Genomic DNA, 19,941 nt, shown 5'->3' with positions numbered 1-19,941 from the left:
TTGTCAAAAGAGGTGTGCTGTAAAGTGCTGGTCGGACGTTTTTCCAACGGGCGGGAAACCTTTTACGGTGCCGTGCTGGGAGATACCGTCATGCGCCTTAAGGACCCCTTTACCGCCCCCGAACTCGGCGAAAGCTACCCCGCAGAGCGGCTTACCACCCTCGCCCCCGTAAGGCCGGGCAAGGCGGTCTGCGTGGGCCTCAACTACCGCGACCACGCCCGGGAGCTAAACATGCCTCTGCCGGACGAGCCTATCCTGTTTTTAAAGCCGTCCACGGCGGTAATCGGCCCCGGGGAGGCCATCGTCCACCCCTCCCAGAGCGAAAGGGTGGATTATGAAGCCGAACTGGCAGTGGTCATCAAAAAGGCTGCCCGCCGCGTAAGCGTGGAAAGGGCCAGGGAGTACATCCTCGGCTACACCTGCGCCAACGATGTGACGGCCAGGGACCTGCAGCAAAAGGACGGGCAGTGGACGCGGGCCAAGTCTTTTGACACCTTTTTGCCCCTGGGCCCGTATATTGCTACCGATGTGGATCCCTCCAACCTCTCCGTATCCCTTTACCTAAACGGCACCCGCAGGCAGCATTCCAACACCAACCAGCTCATCTTTTCCGTGTACGAGCTGGTTAGCTTTATCTCCCACATCATGACCCTCGAACCCGGCGACGTGATCCTCACCGGCACCCCTGCCGGCGTCGGCCCCGTGAAGCCGGGCGATACCGTGGAAGTGGTCATCGAAGGGATTGGCCGGTTAACCAACCGGGTGATCGGCGAAGCAGGTCTGTAGGCAAATAAAAAGTGCAGGTAAAAGCAAAAAATTTTATTTGACAACGGCAAAACCTGTGTTACAATTGAATTTGATTGGAATTGGCCAATCCTGACAAATCTCGATTGGCTTAATTCCAAAATATTTTTTGGGCAAAGGGGGAAGAGAGGAAAAATGAAGCATCTCGGCCGCCATGTCTTGGCTGAAATCTACGGCTGCGATTTCGACCTCCTCAACGACATTGAAAAAGTGGAAGAAATCATGGTCAACGCAGCCCTGGAAGCGGGAGCCGAAGTTAGGGAGTGTGTCTTTCACAAGTTCAGCCCTCAGGGCGTCAGCGGCGTGGTGGTCATCTCGGAGTCCCACCTGGCCATCCATACCTGGCCGGAGCTGGGGTACGCGGCGGTGGACGTTTTTACCTGCGGCGAAAAAATCAACCCGTGGGATGCCTGCAACTACCTGGCCAGCCAGTTTAAGGCCAAGTACATGACGGCTAAAGAAACAAAGCGCGGTATCTTCCCGGTGGCTGAGCTTCAGGTAGCGGCAAACTTGTAGGAGGGGGATTTTTATTAGTACCCGGCTGACAAAAGGCTAGCGGGCCCTGCTAGTTCCTCCATGTGGGAAGCAGGGCCTGCTGCATTTTCAGGGCACTTTTTCTCCCCGGAAGGAAATTTTTTAGCCGTCACGAAACAATACTAAGTTGGGGTTTAAAAACCCGAGAAGTCTTGCGGGGAGGCTGTTTATGAGCGAAGGGGCATGGGAGAGGGTTCTTTCGCCCATCCAGGGCGAGCTCCTGGAAATGCAAAAAATTGTCAGGCAGTCCCTCCATTCATCCAAGGCACCTGCGGCGGGAGAGCCGGGGCAATTGCTCACCTTTGCCTCGCAGCATACCCTCCCCTCCGTGCTGGTGCTCCTCTGCGCCCGCCTTTTCGGGCCTCCCGCAGCGCCGGTAATAGCCCTGGCAGCAGTGGTACATTTCATATATCTGGCCGCCCGCTCCCACCAGAGCGTCCAGGAGTGGCCGGGTACGGGAGATCCCCGGGAATGTTACCAGTACCCGGTGCTGGTGGGTGACTACCTGTATAGTCACTTTTTTAACTGCCTGTGCCGACACGGCATCCTTTCCTACCTCCAGCCGCTGGCCCGGGTTATCTGCCAGATAAGCGAGGGCAGCATTTTAAGGTTACAAAACAACAAGGAAATCTCCCGCGCGGAATTGCTTAGAAAGGCGGCCTTAAAGGAGGGCGCCCTCCTGCTGGGCGAGAGCTGCCGCCTGGCCGCCCGCCTCTGCGGGGCTTCAGAGGAAGAGGAGGAAATTCTCTACCGCTTCGGCCTGAACTACGGCATGGCCCTCGTCCTGAACGACCTGGGTTTTGAGGTGAGAGCGTATGTGGAAAAAGCCCTTGCGCTGCTGGACAGGCTCCCCCTGGGGGAGGCCCGCGAGGCCTTAAAGGAGCTGGTGGTGCTGTGGTATCAGGCAGCACGCCCCGATCTGGCCTTGCAGGTAGTCTAGCCCTGCCCGGAGGAGAGTAACCATATGGCCACCGTTCCTTCCCCCTACAGCAGCAAAGAAGAATACGTGCACGCCCTTTTTTCCTCGATAGCCCACCGCTACGACCTCCTGAACACCATTTTAAGCTTCAACCGGGACAAATACTGGCGCCGCTTTGCCGCCGCGCAAACGGGCCTGCAGCCGGGAGGAAGGGGCCTGGACGTCTGCTGCGGCACCGGTATGCTCACCCTCGAGCTGGCGCGCCTGGCGGGCCCACGGGGGGGCGTGGTGGGCGTGGATTTCTGCGAAAAAATGCTGGAGCGGGCCAGGGAAAACATCGGCAAAACCCCTTACGCCCGGCAGGTAACGCTGGTTTACGGCAACGCCGTGGACCTCCCCTTCCCGGACAACACCTTTGACTGCGCCACCATTGGCTTTGCCCTGCGCAACGTGCCGGACATTTACCGCACCATTGCCGAAATGGCCAGGGTAGTGAAGCCCGGCGGCAAGGTGGTTTCCCTGGAGCTTTCCAAGCCCGACCTACCCGTCTTCAAGCAGCTATATTACCTCTATTTCAATTACCTGGTTCCCCTCCTGGGGCGCCTGTGGGCGGGCCAGGGCGGCCCCTACAGCTACCTGCCCCGCTCCTTGAAGGACTTTCCCCACCAGAGGGAACTGGGGGAGATCTTCAGGAAGGCAGGCCTTCATGACGTAAAGTTTTACGAGCTTACCGGCGGCATTGTCAGCGTGCATGTAGGAACCGTAGCCTAGCCGGCGGAGGTACCGTAAATGGCCTACAAGGACCTGCGCGCCTTCCTTGCCGTACTGGAAAAGAGGGGGCTTTTAAAAAGGATCTCCGTAGAAGTGGAGGCGGAGCTGGAAATAAGCGAGATCACCGACCGCGTCTGCAAGGCCGGGGGTCCGGCGCTTCTTTTTGAAAAGGTAAGGGGCTACGACATTCCCGTCCTCACCAACACCTTCGGCTCCATGGAGCGGATGTGCCTGGCCCTGGAAACGGAAAGCCTCGACCGCCTCGGGGAAGAGCTGGTGGAGCTCTTCATGCCCGAAACGTTGCCCGCCACGCTGTGGGAGAAAATAAAGGCCCTGCCCAAGCTGGCGCAATTGGCCTCCTTTTTCCCCAGGGTGGTGAAAACCGGCCCCTGCAAAGAGGTCATCATCAAGGACAACCCTTCCCTGGCCGAGCTGCCCGTTCTCAAGTGCTGGCCCAAGGACGGCGGCCCCTTCATCACCCTTCCCCTTGTTTTTACCAAAGACCCCGTTACCGGGCGGCGCAATGTGGGCATGTACCGCATGCAGGTTTTTGATGAGCGCACCACGGGGATGCACTGGCACATCCACAAAGGCGGCGCGGAACACGCCAGGCGGTACGAAGGCCCCATGCCCGTGGCCGTAGTAATTGGCGCCGACCCGGCGGTGGTTTACGCCGCCACCGCGCCCCTGCCCCACGGCATTGACGAGATGCTGCTGGCCGGTTTTTTGCGCAAGGAACCGGTGGAGATGGTCAGGTGCGAAACGGTGGACCTGGAAGTCCCCGCCAACGCCGAGATCGTCCTCGAGGGCTACGTGGACCCCAGAGAACTGCGCCTGGAGGGTCCCTTCGGCGACCACACCGGCTTTTATTCCCTGCCGGATTACTACCCCGTGTTTCACCTTACCTGTATAACCCGCCGCCGCCACCCTATTTATATGGCCACGGTGGTGGGTAGGCCCCCCATGGAAGACGCCTACCTCGGCAAGGCCACCGAGCGCATCTTCCTGCCCCTCATCCGCCTGCAGCTGCCCGAGGTAAAGGACATGAACATGCCCTTTGAGGGGGTATTTCACAACTGCGTCATCGTCTCCATTAAGAAAAGCTATCCCGGGCAGGCAAAAAAAGTCATGTGCGCCCTCTGGGGAATGGGCTTGATGGCCTTAACAAAAGTAATTATTGTAGTAGATGAAAAGGTAAACGTGCACGATCTCTCCGAGGTTTTCTGGCAGGTCTTTAACAATGTGGACCCGCGGCGGGACATCCTCATTGTGGACGGCCCCCTGGATGCCCTGGACCACTCTTCGCCCACGCCCCATTACGGCAGCAAGATGGGCATTGACGCCACCGCCAAGGGACCCTCGGAGGGGCACCCCCGGCAGTGGCCGGAGGAAATTGAGATGTGCGCAGAAATTAAAGAGCTGGTAAGCAGGAAGTGGAGCAGCTATGGTTTCTAGGGTGGTCTACAAGACAAGGATTTTCCTGGAAATGATTAAGTTCGAGCACACCATTTTTGCCCTCCCTTTTGCCTACACCAGCGCTTTGCTGGTGGAAAAAAAAGTGCCCGAGGCCGGCAGCCTCCTGTGGATCACCCTGGCCATGGTGGGGGCCCGGACGGCAGCCATGAGCCTTAACCGGTTAATTGACCGGCACATTGACGCGCTCAACCCCCGCACCGCCAACCGGGCGCTTCCCCGGGGCCTCATTTCGGTAAGGGAAGTCTGGCTGGCCGTAATCCTCTCTTTCGGGCTTTTACTGCTGGCCGCCTACCAGCTGAGCCCCCTGGCCTTCAAGCTTTCCCCCGTGGCGGTGGCCGTACTCTCCTTTTACCCCTATACCAAGCGCTTTACCTGGACATGCCACCTCTTTCTGGGCCTGGCCCTGGGGCTGGCCCCGGCGGGAGCCTGGGTGGCCATAGCCAACCGCCTCGACCCCGCCGCCGTTTTGCTGGGGCTGGGGGTTCTCTTCTGGGTGGCCGGCTTTGATATCATCTACGCCTGCAGCGATTACGAGTTCGACCGCTCCTACGGCCTTCACTCCATCCCCGCCCGCTTCGGGCTGGCCAGGGCTCTATCTGTATCCTCTTTTTTTCATTTTCTGGCCGCCGTTTTTCTGGGAGCCCTCGCCGCAGCCCTCAAGCTGGGGCTTTTCTACTTAACCGGCCTGCTAATTGCCCTCTACCTGCTTTACAAGCAGCACAGGTTGGTTTCCCCGCGGGATCTTTCCAAAAGCGGGGTGGCCTTTTTTAACCTCAACGGCACGCTCAGCGTGGTGGTCTTTGTCTTTACGCTTCTAGACGTTCTCTTTCCGCTACCGGTCTTCAAGTAAGCTATCTTAGGGACGGGATGGTCTGTTAAAAATGAAAGAGTTTTACGTAAGCAGCGAGCTCAAGGACATTGCCGCCAAAGTATACGCAGGGGAACGCCTGGGCTTTGCAGACGGCGTGCGCCTCTTCCAGTCCCGCGACCTGCTGACCATCGGCCACCTGGCCGACCTGGTGCGGCAAAGAAAAAACGGCAATCGGGCTTATTTTATCGTCAACCGCCACATCAACCATACCAACATATGCATCAACCGCTGCCCCCTGTGCGCCTTCGGCAGGGATGCACAAGACCCCGGAGCATACACCCTTTCCTTAGACGAGATCGAGGCCAAGGCCTTAGAGTGCCGGGGGAAGGGCGTCACGGAAATACACATTGTGGGCGGGCTCAACAGCTCCCTGGGGCTTGACTACTTCCTGGAGATGCTGCGCCGCGTGCGCCGTGCCCTGCCGGGGGTAGTCATCCAGGCCTTTACCGCCGTGGAGGTGGACTACCTGGCCCGTACCAGCGGCCTTTCCGTGGAGGAGACCCTGCGGCTGCTCATGGAGGCCGGGCTGGACTCCCTTCCCGGCGGGGGAGCGGAAATATTTGCCCCGCGGGTCCGCCAGGTTATCTGCCCGCGCAAGATCAGCGGGGAACGCTGGCTCGAGATCCACGAGACCGCCCACCGCCTGGGTATGCGCACCAACGCCACCATGCTCTACGGGCACATTGAAACCTACGAAGAGCGGGTGGACCACCTGCTCCGCCTGCGGGACCTCCAGGACCGCACCGGAGGATTTATGGCTTTTATCCCCCTGGCCTTTCACCCCAAAAACACCGCCTTGGAAGCAATGGGCATCACCGGCCCCACCGGCTACGAGGACCTCAAGGTGCTGGCCGTAGCGCGCCTCCTCCTGGACAACTTTGACCACATCAAGGCCTTCTGGATCATGATCGGGCCCAAGCTGGCCCAGATCGCCCTTTCCTTTGGCGTCGACGACCTGGACGGCACGGTGGTGGAGGAAAAGATTGCCCACGATGCCGGAGCGGAGACGGAACAGTACATGCCCAGGGAGAAACTGGTTAAAATGATCCGGGAAGCAGGTCGCATACCGGTGGAGCGGGATACCCTCTACAACGTCATCTGGGAGGAAAGGGCATGACCAAGCTGCGCCTGGGACGGATAAACTCCCTTAACTGCCTCCCGGTTTACTACGCTCTGGAAGAGGGCCTGCTGCCCTTGGACGGAGAGCTGGTTAAGGGTACCCCTACTTTTTTAAACCGCCTCTTTTGGGAAGGGGGCCTTCACTGCACGCCCCTCTCGAGCATCGAGTACGCGCGGCACCCCGGTGAGTGCCTCATCCTGCCCCACCTCTCCATAGCCGCCGACGGGAGGGTGGCGAGCGTGCTGCTCTTCAGCCGCCTGCCGGTTACCGAGCTGGAAAACAGGACCGTTTGCGTGACCACCGCCTCGGCAACCTCGGTGGCCCTCCTGCGCGTGCTCTTTGAGCACTACTATCACGTGGAAGCCGAGTTTCGCCCTGCCAGCGGCGGCCTTGCGGAGATGCTCAAAGAAGGAGACGCCGCCCTGCTCATTGGAGATGAGGCCATGATTGCCCACCACCGGGTAGCGCGCGAAGGCATACCGCTGGTGGTTACCGACCTGGGCCAGGCCTGGAAGGACTTTACCGGCGAAAAAATGGTCTTTGCCGTGTGGGCGGTGCGCAGGGAATTTGCCGAGGCCTTTCCCCAGGAAACCGCCCTGCTGGCCAGGACCCTTTTAAACTCCTGGCAGGCGGGGATGGAAAGCCTCCCGGCGGTGGTTAACAAAGCCCACCGGCAGACGGGCCTGCCCCCGGCCATGCTCAACGATTACTTCCGGGTAATCCACTACCGCTTTGACGAAAGCTACCGCCGGGGGCTCCTGCTTTATTACGATTACGCCTACAAGAGCGGCCTCATTGAAGAGAGGGTCAAGCTAAACATCTGGGGGGAATAGGGCGTGCGGGAAGTAGCAGCCGCGCTGGCCAAAGCCGCCGCCGGGGAGAGGCTGTCTTTAGAGGAAGGGGTAGCGCTTTTAAAATACGCGGACATCCACGCGCTGGGGAAGGCAGCCGACGCGGTGCGCCGCCGCCTGCACCCGCACCGCCGGGTAACCTTTGTTATCGACCGCAACATAAACTACACCAACGTGTGCGTCTGCGGCTGCCGGTTCTGCGCTTACTACCGCCGCCCCGGCGACCCCGGGGCCTACGTTTTAAGCAGGGAAGAGCTTTTTGCCAAGATTGAGGAAACCATCCGCGCAGGTGGCACGTCGCTGCTCATTCAGGGCGGGCTGCACCCCGACCTGGGGCTGGATTACTACCTGGATCTCCTGCGCTCCATCAAAGAGCGCTACAACATTCACCTCCACTGCTTCTCGCCCCCGGAAATAGTGCATATGGCCCGCCGGTCCGGGCTGACCGTCAGAGAGGTCTTGGTGCGGCTAAAAGCAGCCGGCCTGGACTCCATCCCCGGCGGGGGAGCCGAAATCCTGGTGGACAGAGTAAGGCGGCTCATCAGCCCGCACAAGATTTCCTGGCGCCAGTGGGTGGAGGTCATGCGCGAGGCCCACCTGCTGGGGCTCAAAACCACCGCCACGATGATGTTCGGGCACCTGGAAACCCCCGAGGAGCGCGTCCTGCACCTGGTCAGGGTGCGCGACCTCCAGGACGAGACGGGCGGCTTTACCGCCTTCATCCCCTGGAGTTACCAGCCGCGCCACACCGCCCTGGGGGGCGAGGAAACCGGCAGCCTGGACTACCTGCGCACCCTGGCCGTCTCACGGCTGGTGCTGGATAACGTTCCCAATATACAGGTTTCCTGGGTCACCCAGGGGGCAAAGGTGGCCCAGGTGGCCCTCTTCTTCGGGGCCAACGATTTCGGCAGCACCATGCTGGAAGAAAACGTGGTGCGAGCAGCCGGGGCCTGCTACCGCGTTCCCCTGGAGGAAATCCTCCGCTGCATTCGGGAAGCGGGGTTCATACCCGCCCAGCGCAGCACCTCATACGAGGTCCTCAGGGAATACTAGCCGGAAGCGCGGGCCTTCCCGTTGTCGCTCCAATTATTATCAAGCTTTACTGGAGGCTGGGTTTTTAAAGATGGTGGCCAGGGAAATGCTGCGCCAGCTGCCGGCGGTGGACGAGGTCCTCCGCGCTCCCGAGGTGGCCGCTCTGCTGGACTTTGCGCCGCGCGGGATAGTGGTGCAGGCCGTCCGGGAGGTGCTGGATCGCTGGCGCCGAAGCATTATGGAAGGTAATGCGCCTGAAGGCAGGCGGGAGTCCATAACCTCAAGGATCGTCAAAGAGGTGCGGGAAGAAGTGAAAAGGAGCCTGCGCCCCCGGCTGAGGCGGGTCATTAATGCCACCGGAGTGGTACTCCATACCAATCTGGGACGGGCGGTCCTGGCCGGGGAAGCGCAGGAGGCCGTGCACATGGCCGCCAGCGGCTACTCCAACCTAGAGCTGGACCTGGCCAGCGGGAAGAGGGGCTCCCGCTACGTGCACCTGGAGGAACTCCTCACCGGGCTCACCGGGGCGGAAGCGGCCATGGTGGTGAACAACAACGCCGGGGCGGTGCTCCTGGCCCTGAGCACCCTGGCCCGCGGGCGGGAGGTAATCGTCTCCCGCGGCCAGCTGGTGGAGATCGGAGGATCATTCCGCATCCCGGACGTAATGGCCCAGAGCGGGGCCATCCTGGTGGAGGTAGGCACCACCAACAAGACCTACCCCCAGGATTACCGGCGGGCCATCGGCCCCCAAACGGCCCTCCTCTTGCACGTGCACACCAGCAACTACCGCCTGGTGGGGTTCGTGCGCGAGATTACGGTAGCCGAGCTGGTATCCCTGGGCAGGGAGTACAACCTGCCGGTGATGAGCGACCTGGGAAGCGGCTCGCTGGTGGACCTGAGCGCCCTCGGGTTGCCCCATGAGCCCACGGTGCAGGAAACGGTGGCCGCAGGGGCGGACGTGGTAACCTTTTCCGGCGACAAGCTCCTGGGTGGGCCGCAGGCCGGCATCATCGTGGGAAGGCGCCAGTACATTGAAATGATGAGGAAAAACCCGCTGACCAGAGCCCTGCGCGTGGACAAATTAACCGTTGCCGCCCTGGAAGCCACCCTGCGGCTTTACCTGGAGCCGCAAAAGGCCCTGGCCAAGGTACCCGCGCTGCGCATGCTCACCGCCCCCAGGTCAGAAATTGCGGAGAGGGCGGAGGCCGCAGCGCGCCGCCTCCGCGGGATGCTTGCGGGAAAAGCGCTGGTGGAGGTGGAGGCAACCTTTTCTCAGGTGGGAGGAGGAGCTATGCCCACCGCGGAGATTCCCTCGGCGGCGGTTACCATCAGGCCCCGGGCGATGAGCGTTTCCGAGCTGGCGCAGAGGTTGCGCGGCGGGGAACCGGCGGTCATGGGAAGGCTCCAGGAAGACAGGCTGGTGCTGGACCTGCGCACCGTGCTGCCGGAAGAAGAGGAAGACCTTTTAAAGGCCCTGGTCAAGGCCGTCCTTGGCGGGGAGGAGTCATGAAGTGGAGCACCTGGTGATCGGTACTGCGGGCCACGTGGACCACGGCAAAACCATGCTGGTCAAGGCCCTTACCGGGGTGGACACGGACCGCCTGAAAGAAGAAAAGGAGAGGGGCATCTCCATCGAGCTGGGCTTTGCTCCCTTGAAGCTCCCCAGCGGCCGCTCGGCCAGCATCGTGGACGTGCCCGGCCACGAGAGGTTCATTAAAAACATGCTGGCGGGGGTGGGGGGCATTGACATGGTGCTGCTGGTCATTGCCGCCGACGAAGGAGTCATGCCCCAGACAAGGGAGCATGTGGACATCATCAACCTCCTGCAGATACCGCGGGGAGTAGTAGCGCTCACCAAAGTGGACCTGGTGGACAGGGAATGGCTGGAACTGGTAAAGGAAGAGGTCAACGAGTTTTTAAATGAAACCATCCTGCGGGGAGCCCCCGTGATAGAAGTCTCCAGCATAACCGGCCAGGGACTCGGCGACCTCCTGGCGGCCATCGACCGCGTGGCGGGGGAAGTGCCCCCGCGGCCTACCAGCGGCAGCGTGCGCCTGCCGGTGGACCGCGTGTTCTCCATCACCGGCTTTGGCACGGTAGCCACGGGGACACTCTGGAGCGGCATTCTCCGCCCCGGCGACCCCCTGGTAATCATGCCCCAGGGCACCAGCACTCGGGCACGCACCCTGCAAGTACACGGCAGGAAAGTGAGTGAGGCCAGGGCCGGCCAGCGGGTGGCCGTGAACCTGAGCGGGGTGGAGGTAAGCGAAATCTCCCGGGGCTCCGTGCTGGCCACCCCGGGCAGCCTCGCGCCCTCCTACCGCCTGGACGTGCGCCTCTACCTGCTCAAAACGGCGGGAGCGCTCAAGAACCGCGCCCAGGCACGCCTGCACCTGGGGACGGCGGAGATAATCTGCCGGGTGGTGCTGCTCGACCGAGAAGAGCTGGCACCGGGCGAAACGGCTCTGGCCCAGCTGGAACTAAGGGAACCCACCGTGGCCGTGCGCGGGGACCGCTTTGTCATCCGCTCCCTCTCGCCCATGCGCACCATCGGGGGCGGCCAGGTCATCGACCCCGTCGCCCCCAAGCACCGGCGGCTGCGCCCGCAGGTAATAGCCGCCCTTCTAACCAAGGAAAGGGGGTCGCCGGAGGAGCAAGTCCTCTGCCAGCTGCAAAGCCGCCCTGCCCTTTACACCCCTGTGGAGCTGGCGCAGGTTATAGGGATGGCCGGGGAGGCGGCGCAGCACTCTCTGGAATCGCTGGCCGGAAAAGGCCTGGCCCGCCGCATTGCGGTAGACAACCAGGCCTATTTCCTCGCACGGGAAGTTTATGAAGGCTGGGCCGCGAAGGTAAAGCGGCTGCTGGAGGATTATCACCGGGAATTCCCCCTGCGGGAGGGGCTGCCCAAGGAAGAGCTGCGCTCTCGGCTGTTTCCCCACCTGAACAGCAAGCAGTTTCACCACCTCCTGCTGGCCATGGAAGAGGACGGTCTGCTGAGGGTTTCCGCCCAGGAGGTGGCCCTGGCAGGCTTTGCCCCGTCACCCACTCCTGCCCAGCAGGAACAAATAGATGCCCTTTCCAACCTCTACCGGGAGAGAAAATTCCAGCCCCCCGCCTGGGAGGAGGCCTGCCAGACGGTAGGGCTGGCCGAATCCGCGGCACAGGAAGTCCTGCAATACATGCAAAAAAAGGGCATCCTGGTGAAAATAGGCGAGGGCCTTTACTTTCACGCCGCTTGCCTGGATCTGGCGCGACAGGCCGTGGTGAAATACCTGCAGGAAAGAGGAGAAATTACCGTAGGGGAGGCCAGGGACCTCCTGCAGACCTCGCGCAAGTATGCCCTCCCCCTGCTGGAATACCTCGACCGGGAGAGGGTCACCAGGCGGGTGGGGGACAAGCGGGTGCTCAGGGCTTGACGCGGGGGGGCCAGAGGAAAAGGCCCGTCTCCTCATCAAAAATACGCTCAAAGGTGTTGTCGGCCTCGTAAATGAACTCGGTAATGACAAACTCGCAGGCAAATACCTCCGTACCCTCCACCAGGTGGCCGCCCACCATTTGCCCCTCCTCGGACATGAGGGCTATGTGAGCGTGCACGAAGGGCTGGCCGTCCTTTCTGGAAATGTTGCCTTCCAGGCTGATGATCTCGTGGGGCCGGTTGAATTCCAGGTAGCGGTAGGTCCTGTGCTGCTGGTCGTAAAACCCTACCCGCGCCCGGGTCACGGCCCCAATGGCCCGCACCACCCCCAGCTGTACATTCTCCTCCAGGCACAACCGCGTAAGAGAAGCCAGCAGGTCCGCCCCCTTTGGCAGGCGGCCCATAATGATGCGCCCCCGATCGACCATCTTAACGACCATGTGCAACCACCTTCTCTTAAAAAATTTAAGGGCCCAGGATGGCCCTGGACCCTTTGCGCCGCCGGAAGCTTACTGCTTCTGCTTTTCCTGCCCCTGCATGACGCGGTACTGCGGCTCCTGGTGCTCAATATAATTTATGCGCCCCCGCAGCCCCTGGCAAATGCTTTCCAGTTGCTGGGCGTAGCTGGCAAACATGCTCTTGGCGCCGGGGTCCTGCGTGTCCAGCGAAAAAGATTTTAAGTTGGCCGCAGCGGACTCCAAAGAGGCCAGGGTCTGATGCATCTTTTCGCCAATGGTCATCCTTTTACCTCCTCACACCAAAAAGTTTTAAGTTTCGGGACAATTCTATTATGGGCAATTTACGGCGAAAGTATGGCAGGTGGATCGCGTGGCGGATCTCACGGCAAAAATCAGCACCCGCATCCGGGAAAAGGGACCGCTTACCTTTAAAGAGTTTATGGAAATGGCCCTGTACGACCCCGAAGGCGGCTACTACAATTCTCCCGAGGAAAAGATCGGCTTCCGGGGCGACTTTTATACCGCGCCGGAAGTTCACCCTCTCTTCGGGGCCATGCTGGCCAAGCAGTTTGCCCAGATCTGGGAGCTTCTGGGTGAACCGCCGGAGTGGTGCCTGGTGGAGTACGGCGGGGGCAGGGGAACCCTGGCCCGGGACATCTTGCGGGCCCTGGAGAGGGATCATCCTAGAGCCTGGGCCGCCGTGCACTACCGCCTCATCGAGATTAGCCCCGCGATGAGGCGGAGGCAAAAAGAGACACTGGCCGGTCTTCCCCCCGGGAAGGTGAGCTGGGCGGCGAGGCTTTCTCACCCGGGCGAGGAGTGCAAGCGCCAGGGAGTTGTGTTCGGCAACGAGTTTGTGGACGCCCTGCCGGTGCACCGCGTGCGCCAGACCTCCCGCGGGCTGAAAGAGCTATACGTGGGCTGGCGGGACGGGTCTTTTGTGGAGGAAGAGGGGGAGCCGTCCGATCCCCGCATAGAGGAGTACCTGGCTGCCACGGGCGTCAGGCTCCTCCCCGGCCAGACCGCCGAGGTAAACCTGGCGGCACGGGAGTGGCTGGGGGAAGTGGCCTCCTGGCTGCAAAAGGGCTTTCTCTTTGTCATCGACTACGGCATGCCGGCAGAGGAGCTTTATCACCCCTCCCGCTTTAAAGGTACGCTGCGCTGCTACCGTAGGCACCGCATGGGCGCAGATCCCCTCCACGCTCCGGGTACCCAGGACATTACCAGCCACGTTGATTTTTCGGCCCTCATGCGCTGGGGAGAGGAAGAGGGGTTTTTTGTCGCCGGCTATACCACCCAGGGTGATTTCCTCCTGAACCTGGGCATTCTCGAGGCCATCCCCCGACCGGCCAGGGAATTTGCCTTTGACGCCGCCTCCCTGCGCGCGGCCATGGCCGTGAAAAACCTTGTCCTCCCGGAGGGCATGGGGCAGGTTTTCAAAGTGCTGGCTTTAGGCAAGGGAACGGAAAAAATTCCGCTTGCGGGGTTCAAGAAGAAAAGGGGCCTTTCGCCATGATCAGGGATGTATGCGTTTCTGCCGGAGAAGGGAAGCACCGCGTAAGGCTCATGGCCACCCTCACGGGGGAAGGCCTCGTCCTCTCCCTCCTGGGCGGGGAAAAGCCCCACGTGGGAGCGGTGGTCCTTAGCATCCCCCGGCCCAGCCTGGCCGATCCCCGGCGCCTCAGCTGCAACTCCATTGTCGCGCCCCTGGTGGGCCATAAGGACGATGAAATTGCCAAGCCGCTCGCGGAAGAAATGGCTAAAATTACCGGTCAGCCGGTAGCCTTAGCCGCCGGCCTGCATGTTGAGGGAGCCACGGACCGCGACATCGCCCTCCTCAAGCAAAACTCCTGGCACGCCTGCGAGATGCTATTAAAGGAGCTGGGCCTGGACAAAATAAGTCCGGGAGGTGAAATGCCGGTGCCCGAAAAGAAGAAGAAAAACGAGCCGCAGGGCACAAGCCCGGAAGGCACCGCCTGCTGCCCGGGACCGGACCTGGAGGGCACAACCTCCTGCCCGGCCACCGAGGGCGGGGAGTGCCCGGTGGAGGAAGATTTTTAGAAAAGGCAGGGGTGAGGGGGGCTGCAACCCCCTCACCATTCTTATTCATGCAGGGAATTTCACCGGCCTTGAACTTTCCCCTTGACAGCCCGCAGGGCGGGAATTAAAATCTAACATGAAAATCACTTTCATTTTTAATTGCCCAATCGATGATAATGAAATTCATAACCATAAGGGAGGCCCTGCCATGACCCTTGACTGCGTAAGGAAAGGCCGGCGGTGCCGCATCATCTCCATCCCCTCGGAAGCCGTGCGCGCCCAGGCCCTGCGCTTCGGCATTGCCGAAGGGGAGGTGGTCACCTGCACCGAAGTCATCCCCGCCGGACCGGTGGTCATTAGCAAAAACCGACAGGAAATTGCCATCGGTCGCCGGCTGGCCCGCCAGATAGAGGTAGAGGAGGTGGCTTAAGGCACTATGGGCCACTGCCATTGCGCGGGCTTAAAAATAGAAATGCCCCCGGGAGCCAGGCGCATCGTCCTGGCCGGCAACCCCAACACGGGCAAATCGGTTTTCTTCCATCACTTCACCGGGATATACACCGAGGTTTCCAATTACCCCGGCACAACCCTGGACATAATCTACGGAAGGTACGGCCATGACGTGGTTATCGACACGCCGGGGGTATACGGCCTGTCCTCTTTTAACGACGAGGAACGCATTGCCCGGGATATCATCCTCTCCGCCGACCTGGTGATCAACGTGGTTTCGGCAGCCTACCTGGAAAGGGACCTCTTTCTCACGCAGCAGATTATCGATACCGGCGTGCCGGTCGTGGTAGCCCTGAACATGATGGATGAGGCCCGCAAGATGGGCGTAGAAGTGGACGTGGAACGACTCAGCCACCTGTTGGGGGTACCGGTGGTACCCACGGTGGCGGTAAAGAAAGAGGGCCTGGAACTCTTAAAAGAAAAGATGGGCGAGGCGAGGCCGGGCAACCCCACGCCGGGGCTGCCGGAGGAACTCGAAAGCCTGCGGGGCCGCGTGGACAGCCAGGGGGAAGCCCTCCTGGTACTGGAAGGGGATCCGGTAGTAGCCGGACGCCATGGGCTGGAGCCGGGCAACCGCCGCGAGGAAATCTACCGGCGCCGGCGGGAGAGGGTTAACGAGATCTGCCGCCTGGTGGTAAGGGAAGCCCGCCGTCATGCGGGCTTCGGCCAGGCGCTGGGCATGTGGACGATCCGGCCCTTAACGGGCATCCCCCTCCTGGCCCTGGCACTCTGGGTGGCCTACAAGGTAATAGGCACCTTTGTTGCCGGGACGGTGGTGGACTTCACCGAGGGAACCGTCATGCAGGGAATTTACGAGCCGGCGGTGCGCGGTTTCGTTGCCCGCTTCATCCCCGCCTCATCGGCTCCGGGCACCATCTTGATCGGGGATTACGGCCTGCTGACCATGACCGTAACCTACCTGCTGGGCCTCTTGCTGCCCCTGGTGGCCGGCTTTTATTTCTTCCTTTCTCTTTTTGAGGACTCCGGTTACCTGCCCCGCATTGCCGTACTCTCAGACCGCCTGCTCACGTCCATAGGCTTAAACGGCAAGGCCGTTATCCCGCTTATCCTGGGCTTTGGCTGCGTAACCATGGCCACCATAACCACCAGGCTCCTTTCGACCGAGAGGGAGAGGAGGATTGCCATTTTTCTTTTGAGCCTGACCATACCGTGCTCGGCGCAAATGGGCGTCATCGCGGCCATGCTCACCGGGCTGGGCCCGCAATACATCCTCGTCTACTCGTTGGTCATCCTCAGCGTGCTGGTTATGGCCGGGACCCTCCTGTCCGCCCTTCTGCCGGGGGAGTCGGCAAACCTGCTCATCGATCTCCCCCCGCTCCGCCCGCCGCGCCTGGAGAACGTCCTGCAAAAAACCCTTACCAGGACCTACCACTTCTTAAAGGAAGCCGCACCGCTCTTTGCCCTGGGTTCACTGGCCATTGGGATTTTCCAGGTCACCGGCCTGCTGGACGTCCTGCAGGGGCTCCTGGCCCCCCTCACGGTAGGCTGGCTCAACCTGCCCCGGGAAGCGGCCACGGCCTTCATCATGGGCATTGTAAGGCGCGACTTCGGCGCCGCCGGGCTTTACAGCATGAGCCTCTCGCCGCTCCAAACTCTGGTAGCCCTGGTAACCATCACTCTCTTCGTGCCGTGCATTGCCTCCATGCTGGTAATCCTTAAGGAGCGTCCGAAGTGGGAAGGCGTCCTCATCTGGTTTGCCAGCTGGGCAACGTCCTTCTTCACCGGCGGCCTGGTTTCCCGCCTGGCGCGCGTCCTCGGGCACTCGGCGGAAACCATCCAGCCGGCCCCGGTACTCCTGGGCCTGGCCGCCCTTACCCTGGCGGTAATTGCCCTCTCCCATGCCCTGCGCCGCCTAAAGCCCTCCAACATTACCGGCTAGCGGGTAAGAGCGCTCCCGCGCGGGGGCGCTCTTTTTTTAAAACAAGCCTCCGCAATGCTCTTCCTCCCTGTAGCCGGGATCTTCGGGCAGGGAAGGAGCGCGGCTGGCCTCCTGGGCCAGGCGGTCGCAACGGTTATTGTAGGGGTTGTCGGCGTGCCCCTTTACCCAGACGAAGGTAACTTGGTGCCTGTTTAGCTGGGCAAGGAGACGCTCCCAGAGATCCACATTCTTGACCCGCTCCCCGCCCTCGCGCCGCCACCCCCTGGCCTTCCAGCGCCACAGCCAGCCCTTGGTCACGGCATCGTATATGTAACGGCTGTCCGTATAAAGGGTAACCCGGGAAGGCCTCTTCAGCGCTTCCAGTCCCTTAATTACGGCTATCAGCTCCATGCGGTTATTGGTGGTTCGGGCAAAGCCCCCGGAAAGCTCTCTGGTGTGCGGCCCGCAGCGCAGGATCACCCCGTACCCACCGGGTCCCGGGTTGCCGCTGCAGGCCCCGTCGGTGTATATCTCTATTTCCGCCACGCTCCCACCTCGCCATCCCCCGGTGTGTAGTAGACCCTGCGGGCAGGCACCTGCACTACTTCCCGCTCCGGGTAACGGAGGGCGGTCAGTTTGCCCCCCATCACGCAGCCTTGGTCAATGTTAATGGTACGGCCACGGAAGACGGGCTCGGGCACCGGCGTGTGGCCGTAAACCACCAGGGCCTTCCCGCGGTACGTGCCGGCCCAGTCCCTCCTTTCCGGCAGCCCCTCCGGGGTGACCCTGCCCGTGGCCTCCCCGTAAAGGCAGTAGCTGGCAATGCGCGGGGAAAGGCGTCCGATCATCCTTTCTTTTATGGCCCCGTGTACGGCCACCAGCCTTCCCCCGTCCAGAACCAGGTAGGGCACCGACCGGGAATAAAAGGCCAGGAAGCGCCGGGCAAATGCCTCCCGCTGTTCCGGCTCCAGGCGCTCCAGCTCCTCTACCGTTTTCTCCAGCCCGTGGGTAACCTGGACCTGCCTTCCCGTAAGATAGCCGGCCAGCTTTTTATCGTGGTTACCCGGCACGAAAAGCGCGTAGCCGGCCTCGACCATGTCCATAACCAGCTTGATGCTGGCAAGGTTATGGGGCCCCCGATCCCCCAGGTCGCCCAGGAAAACGGCCTTTCTTCCCTCCGGATGCTGCCAGGTGCCATCTACCTTGCGGTAGCCCAGCTTCTGCAGCAATTCCTCCAGTTCCTCCAGGCAGCCGTGCACGTCGCCGATGAGGTCAAAGGGCCCGTCAAGAGGAACCTCCACGGGCAGGGGGACAACCTCCACCCGCAAAGAAGGGAGATCTTCGGGCGTGATGACGTAGACCAGGTCGAAACCCTCCCGGTACACGGTCTGCAGGGCCTGTTGCAGGAGGCGGTGGTGCCTGGAAACAACTCCGGGGTCTACCACCCTCTGCCGGGAAGCGTTATACTTCTGGCACAGCTCTTCGGGGAAATTAAAAACCACCAGTACGGCCTGGAAATCGTGCCTGCGGGCCTGCCGCAAGAGGTCCCTCCTGGCCCTGGGAACAAGCGCCGTGGAGTCGGCCACCGTGAGCCTGCCGAGCGTGAGTCGCTGCTCGATGAGGCAGTGAAAGACCCTAAATGCCTGGGGAGTGGCGGCCTGGTTTTCCTCGCTGTCGCTGACTAGGGCCCGGCAGCGGTCCGAAGAAACGATTTGCGTTTCTTTAAACCAGCGGGAAGCAAAGGTGGACTTGCCGCACCCGGCGGGGCCGCACAGCACGACCAGGGAAGTTTTGGGGACGCGCAGCACAAGCGACATGGAAGCATCCCCCCGCATAATAGAAAATTCCTTTTGCCGTAAAAATCCCCTTTTAGCGTGAGAAGAAAGCAAAAAATTATTGATCGGGGTGGACCGTTTGGTGTAACATAACCATAGCCATGTGCACGATATCACATTCACACTACAGGGGGTAGGGCAAATGTACAGCAAAATCCTGGTCCCGGTGGACGGGTCTCAGCGGGCGGCCCTTGCCGCGGCACACGCCGCGCAGCTGGCCAGGCACTTCCGGTCGCAGGTGGTCGCCTTTTATGTGGTGCAGCCCCTGCCAGGGTACGTCAATACCAACGATCCCCGCATCGAGGAAGTGCTGCAGCAGATAAGCGCCCGCCTGGAAAAAAACGCTATTGAAGTGCTCGAGCAGGTAAAACAGGAAATGCTAAAAAACGGTGTAGAACCGGCAACGAAGTTTGTCTGGGGGCACCCGGCAGACGAGATCTGCCGCGAGGCCCACGAGGGACGCTACGACTTAATTGTCATGGGCAGCAGGGGCCTGGGAGAAATCCGGGGCTTTCTCATGGGCAGCGTGAGCAACAGGGTGGTACGCCATGCTCCCTGCCCGGTGCTCATCGTCCGCTAAAAAACGCAGAAAGAAGCCAAGTCCGCCATGCCAAAAGGCCGGCTGGCTTTTTTCTTTTTCCTTCCCCAAGAGAATGCGGCAGGAAATAAAAACCTGTGCGGCGAAAGAAGGACATAAGTCGAAAACGGCTTAGTAGCTTGCTTTCATGGCGAAAGGATCCAAAGTACATAAGTGCCGGCTTACCCCACGCCGCTGTATCTGTGGCCGTAAAAAGGTCCCTTACTGCCTTGTGGGTATCTACCACCGTTTCCAGGGAGGAAACCACCTCCTGGTTCATTGCCGACCGGCTGGCCCGCTTCGGGTACGCCTATCTGGAGAGGCACTTGAACCACTGTGGCGTGGAGATAGAAGTCACATCACAAAAAGAGCCGGATGATGCCCATGCGGAACTGGTGCAGGACCTGCTGGCTATTGTGACTTCTTTTTCGGCCCGGCTTTATGGCGAAAGTCTCGGCAGGAAAGTCCGGCAGGGTTTCCGGGAGCTGATCGAGGATGCGGAAAAAGCGCGCAGAGAACAAGTTTAGCGTGACCGTGTGCGGGGAGTTCTTTTCGGAGAACTACCCCGCACCCGCTTTTCGGTCTGTGAGGCGGAGCCGAGGGGAGGAGGACCCGCTGGAGACGGAGATGCGGCTTTTCTGCTCCTGCCTGCGGTGGGCCTTCAACCGGCTTCTGGAAGGTATTTCCCGGAATGAGATTAAGAGGCGCGGCCAGGAGCTTTTCGGGCTGAACTCCCGGTACGTGGACGACGCGCGGTTGAAAGCGCAGGCCCTGCTGGACTCCCAGAAGGAGCTTCTGGTGCTAGAGATTGAAGAGATGGAGGCGAAATTAGGCCGTGCCAGGAAGAAG

The 19,941-nt window shown here is 60.9% G+C and carries 21 protein-coding genes and 1 pseudogene; 18 read left to right on the top strand and 4 right to left on the bottom strand.

Translation table 11 applies throughout. The features are described from left to right. Positions 1–90 precede the first annotated feature (90 nt). The 11 genes from G454_RS0105320 (at position 91) to selB (ending at position 11,794) form a co-directional block, all read left to right on the top strand. The gene (locus G454_RS0105320; protein ID WP_084413298.1) at positions 91–786 is read left to right on the top strand and encodes a fumarylacetoacetate hydrolase family protein; all 696 of its coding nucleotides are present in this window, start codon (positions 91–93) and stop codon (positions 784–786) included. Between the two features lie 153 nt (positions 787–939). Beyond that, on the top strand, positions 940–1,320 hold the full coding sequence (speD, locus tag G454_RS0105315) for an adenosylmethionine decarboxylase (protein ID WP_027717763.1): 381 nt from the start codon (positions 940–942) through the stop codon (positions 1,318–1,320). Between the two features lie 187 nt (positions 1,321–1,507). Continuing rightward, complete coding sequence (locus tag G454_RS20285; RefSeq protein WP_051275924.1) at positions 1,508–2,278, top strand: polyprenyl synthetase family protein; 771 nt, start codon at positions 1,508–1,510, stop codon at positions 2,276–2,278. Positions 2,279–2,302: 24 nt separating this feature from the next. After that, entirely contained in the window at positions 2,303–3,028 is a 726-nt protein-coding gene (locus G454_RS0105305) for a demethylmenaquinone methyltransferase (protein ID WP_027717762.1), read from the top strand. A gap of 18 nt (positions 3,029–3,046) precedes the next feature. Then, positions 3,047–4,483: a menaquinone biosynthesis decarboxylase gene (locus tag G454_RS0105300; RefSeq protein ID WP_027717761.1), complete on the top strand. Its 1,437-nt coding sequence runs from the start codon at positions 3,047–3,049 to the stop codon at positions 4,481–4,483. Next, on the top strand, positions 4,473–5,354 hold the full coding sequence (locus tag G454_RS0105295) for a UbiA-like polyprenyltransferase (RefSeq protein WP_027717760.1): 882 nt from the start codon (positions 4,473–4,475) through the stop codon (positions 5,352–5,354). Before G454_RS0105300 ends, G454_RS0105295 begins: the two co-directional genes overlap by 11 nt. A 31-nt stretch (positions 5,355–5,385) precedes the next feature. Beyond that, entirely contained in the window at positions 5,386–6,492 is a 1,107-nt protein-coding gene (mqnE, locus tag G454_RS0105290; RefSeq protein ID WP_027717759.1) for an aminofutalosine synthase MqnE, read from the top strand. Next, a complete protein-coding gene (locus G454_RS0105285; RefSeq protein WP_027717758.1) occupies positions 6,489–7,328 on the top strand; it encodes a menaquinone biosynthetic enzyme MqnA/MqnD family protein in 840 nt (279 codons plus the stop codon). The genes mqnE and G454_RS0105285 overlap by 4 nt, the downstream gene beginning before the upstream one ends. 3 nt (positions 7,329–7,331) lie before the next feature. Further along, the gene (gene mqnC / locus G454_RS0105280) at positions 7,332–8,399 is read left to right on the top strand and encodes a cyclic dehypoxanthinyl futalosine synthase (protein ID WP_027717757.1); all 1,068 of its coding nucleotides are present in this window, start codon (positions 7,332–7,334) and stop codon (positions 8,397–8,399) included. Between the two features lie 70 nt (positions 8,400–8,469). Continuing rightward, positions 8,470–9,888, top strand: a complete 1,419-nt coding sequence (gene selA, locus G454_RS0105275; protein ID WP_027717756.1) for an L-seryl-tRNA(Sec) selenium transferase — start codon at positions 8,470–8,472, stop codon at positions 9,886–9,888. Position 9,889: 1 nt separating this feature from the next. Beyond that, on the top strand, positions 9,890–11,794 hold the full coding sequence (gene selB / locus G454_RS0105270; protein WP_027717755.1) for a selenocysteine-specific translation elongation factor: 1,905 nt from the start codon (positions 9,890–9,892) through the stop codon (positions 11,792–11,794). On the opposite strand, the gene G454_RS0105265 is transcribed toward selB, so the two are convergent. Further along, positions 11,784–12,233, bottom strand: coding sequence for a PPC domain-containing DNA-binding protein (locus G454_RS0105265; protein WP_027717754.1), 450 nt, complete (start codon positions 12,231–12,233; stop codon positions 11,784–11,786). The two genes, selB and G454_RS0105265, sit on opposite strands and share 11 nt — an antisense overlap. 69 nt (positions 12,234–12,302) lie before the next feature. Next, positions 12,303–12,533, bottom strand: a complete 231-nt coding sequence (locus tag G454_RS0105260) for a DUF1657 domain-containing protein (protein WP_027717753.1) — start codon at positions 12,531–12,533, stop codon at positions 12,303–12,305. Positions 12,534–12,621: 88 nt separating this feature from the next. On the opposite strand from G454_RS0105260, the gene G454_RS17875 reads away from it, so the two are divergent. The 4 genes from G454_RS17875 to feoB all read left to right on the top strand — a co-directional run bounded on the left by G454_RS17875 (position 12,622) and on the right by feoB (position 16,701). Further along, complete coding sequence (locus G454_RS17875; protein WP_051275922.1) at positions 12,622–13,767, top strand: class I SAM-dependent methyltransferase; 1,146 nt, start codon at positions 12,622–12,624, stop codon at positions 13,765–13,767. Beyond that, entirely contained in the window at positions 13,764–14,312 is a 549-nt protein-coding gene (gene lpdD, locus G454_RS17870; RefSeq protein WP_211229968.1) for a prenylated flavin chaperone LpdD, read from the top strand. Before G454_RS17875 ends, lpdD begins: the two co-directional genes overlap by 4 nt. Positions 14,313–14,499: 187 nt before the next feature. Beyond that, complete coding sequence (locus G454_RS0105245) at positions 14,500–14,721, top strand: FeoA family protein (protein ID WP_027717752.1); 222 nt, start codon at positions 14,500–14,502, stop codon at positions 14,719–14,721. A gap of 6 nt (positions 14,722–14,727) precedes the next feature. After that, entirely contained in the window at positions 14,728–16,701 is a 1,974-nt protein-coding gene (gene feoB / locus G454_RS0105240; RefSeq protein ID WP_027717751.1) for a ferrous iron transport protein B, read from the top strand. Positions 16,702–16,737: 36 nt separating this feature from the next. On the opposite strand, the gene rnhA is transcribed toward feoB, so the two are convergent. Together rnhA and G454_RS17860 are read right to left on the bottom strand one after the other, a co-directional pair. Then, complete coding sequence (rnhA, locus tag G454_RS17865; protein WP_035107035.1) at positions 16,738–17,226, bottom strand: ribonuclease HI; 489 nt, start codon at positions 17,224–17,226, stop codon at positions 16,738–16,740. Then, the gene (locus tag G454_RS17860; protein ID WP_051275920.1) at positions 17,214–18,497 is read right to left on the bottom strand and encodes an AAA family ATPase; all 1,284 of its coding nucleotides are present in this window, start codon (positions 18,495–18,497) and stop codon (positions 17,214–17,216) included. The genes rnhA and G454_RS17860 overlap by 13 nt, the downstream gene beginning before the upstream one ends. A 160-nt stretch (positions 18,498–18,657) precedes the next feature. Between G454_RS17860 and G454_RS0105225 the strand changes: the two genes are divergently transcribed. From G454_RS0105225 to G454_RS17850, 3 genes and pseudogenes are all read left to right on the top strand, one after another. Beyond that, on the top strand, positions 18,658–19,095 hold the full coding sequence (locus G454_RS0105225; RefSeq protein WP_027717750.1) for a universal stress protein: 438 nt from the start codon (positions 18,658–18,660) through the stop codon (positions 19,093–19,095). Between the two features lie 200 nt (positions 19,096–19,295). Then, positions 19,296–19,619 carry a hypothetical protein gene (locus tag G454_RS17855; protein ID WP_211229967.1) on the top strand — a complete coding sequence of 108 codons (324 nt, stop codon included), beginning with the start codon at positions 19,296–19,298 and terminating at the stop codon, positions 19,617–19,619. Then, positions 19,588–19,941: pseudogene (locus G454_RS17850) on the top strand (IS200/IS605 family accessory protein TnpB-related protein); the annotation flags it as partial. The gene G454_RS17855 and the pseudogene G454_RS17850, both read left to right, overlap by 32 nt.

It is taken from the genome of Desulfovirgula thermocuniculi DSM 16036 (assembly GCF_000429345.1).
Taxonomy (GTDB): Bacteria; Bacillota; Desulfotomaculia; order Desulfotomaculales; family Desulfovirgulaceae; genus Desulfovirgula; species Desulfovirgula thermocuniculi.
The sequence above is the reverse complement of the archived record's forward strand: the minus strand, read 5'-3'. Positions and strand labels throughout refer to the sequence as shown.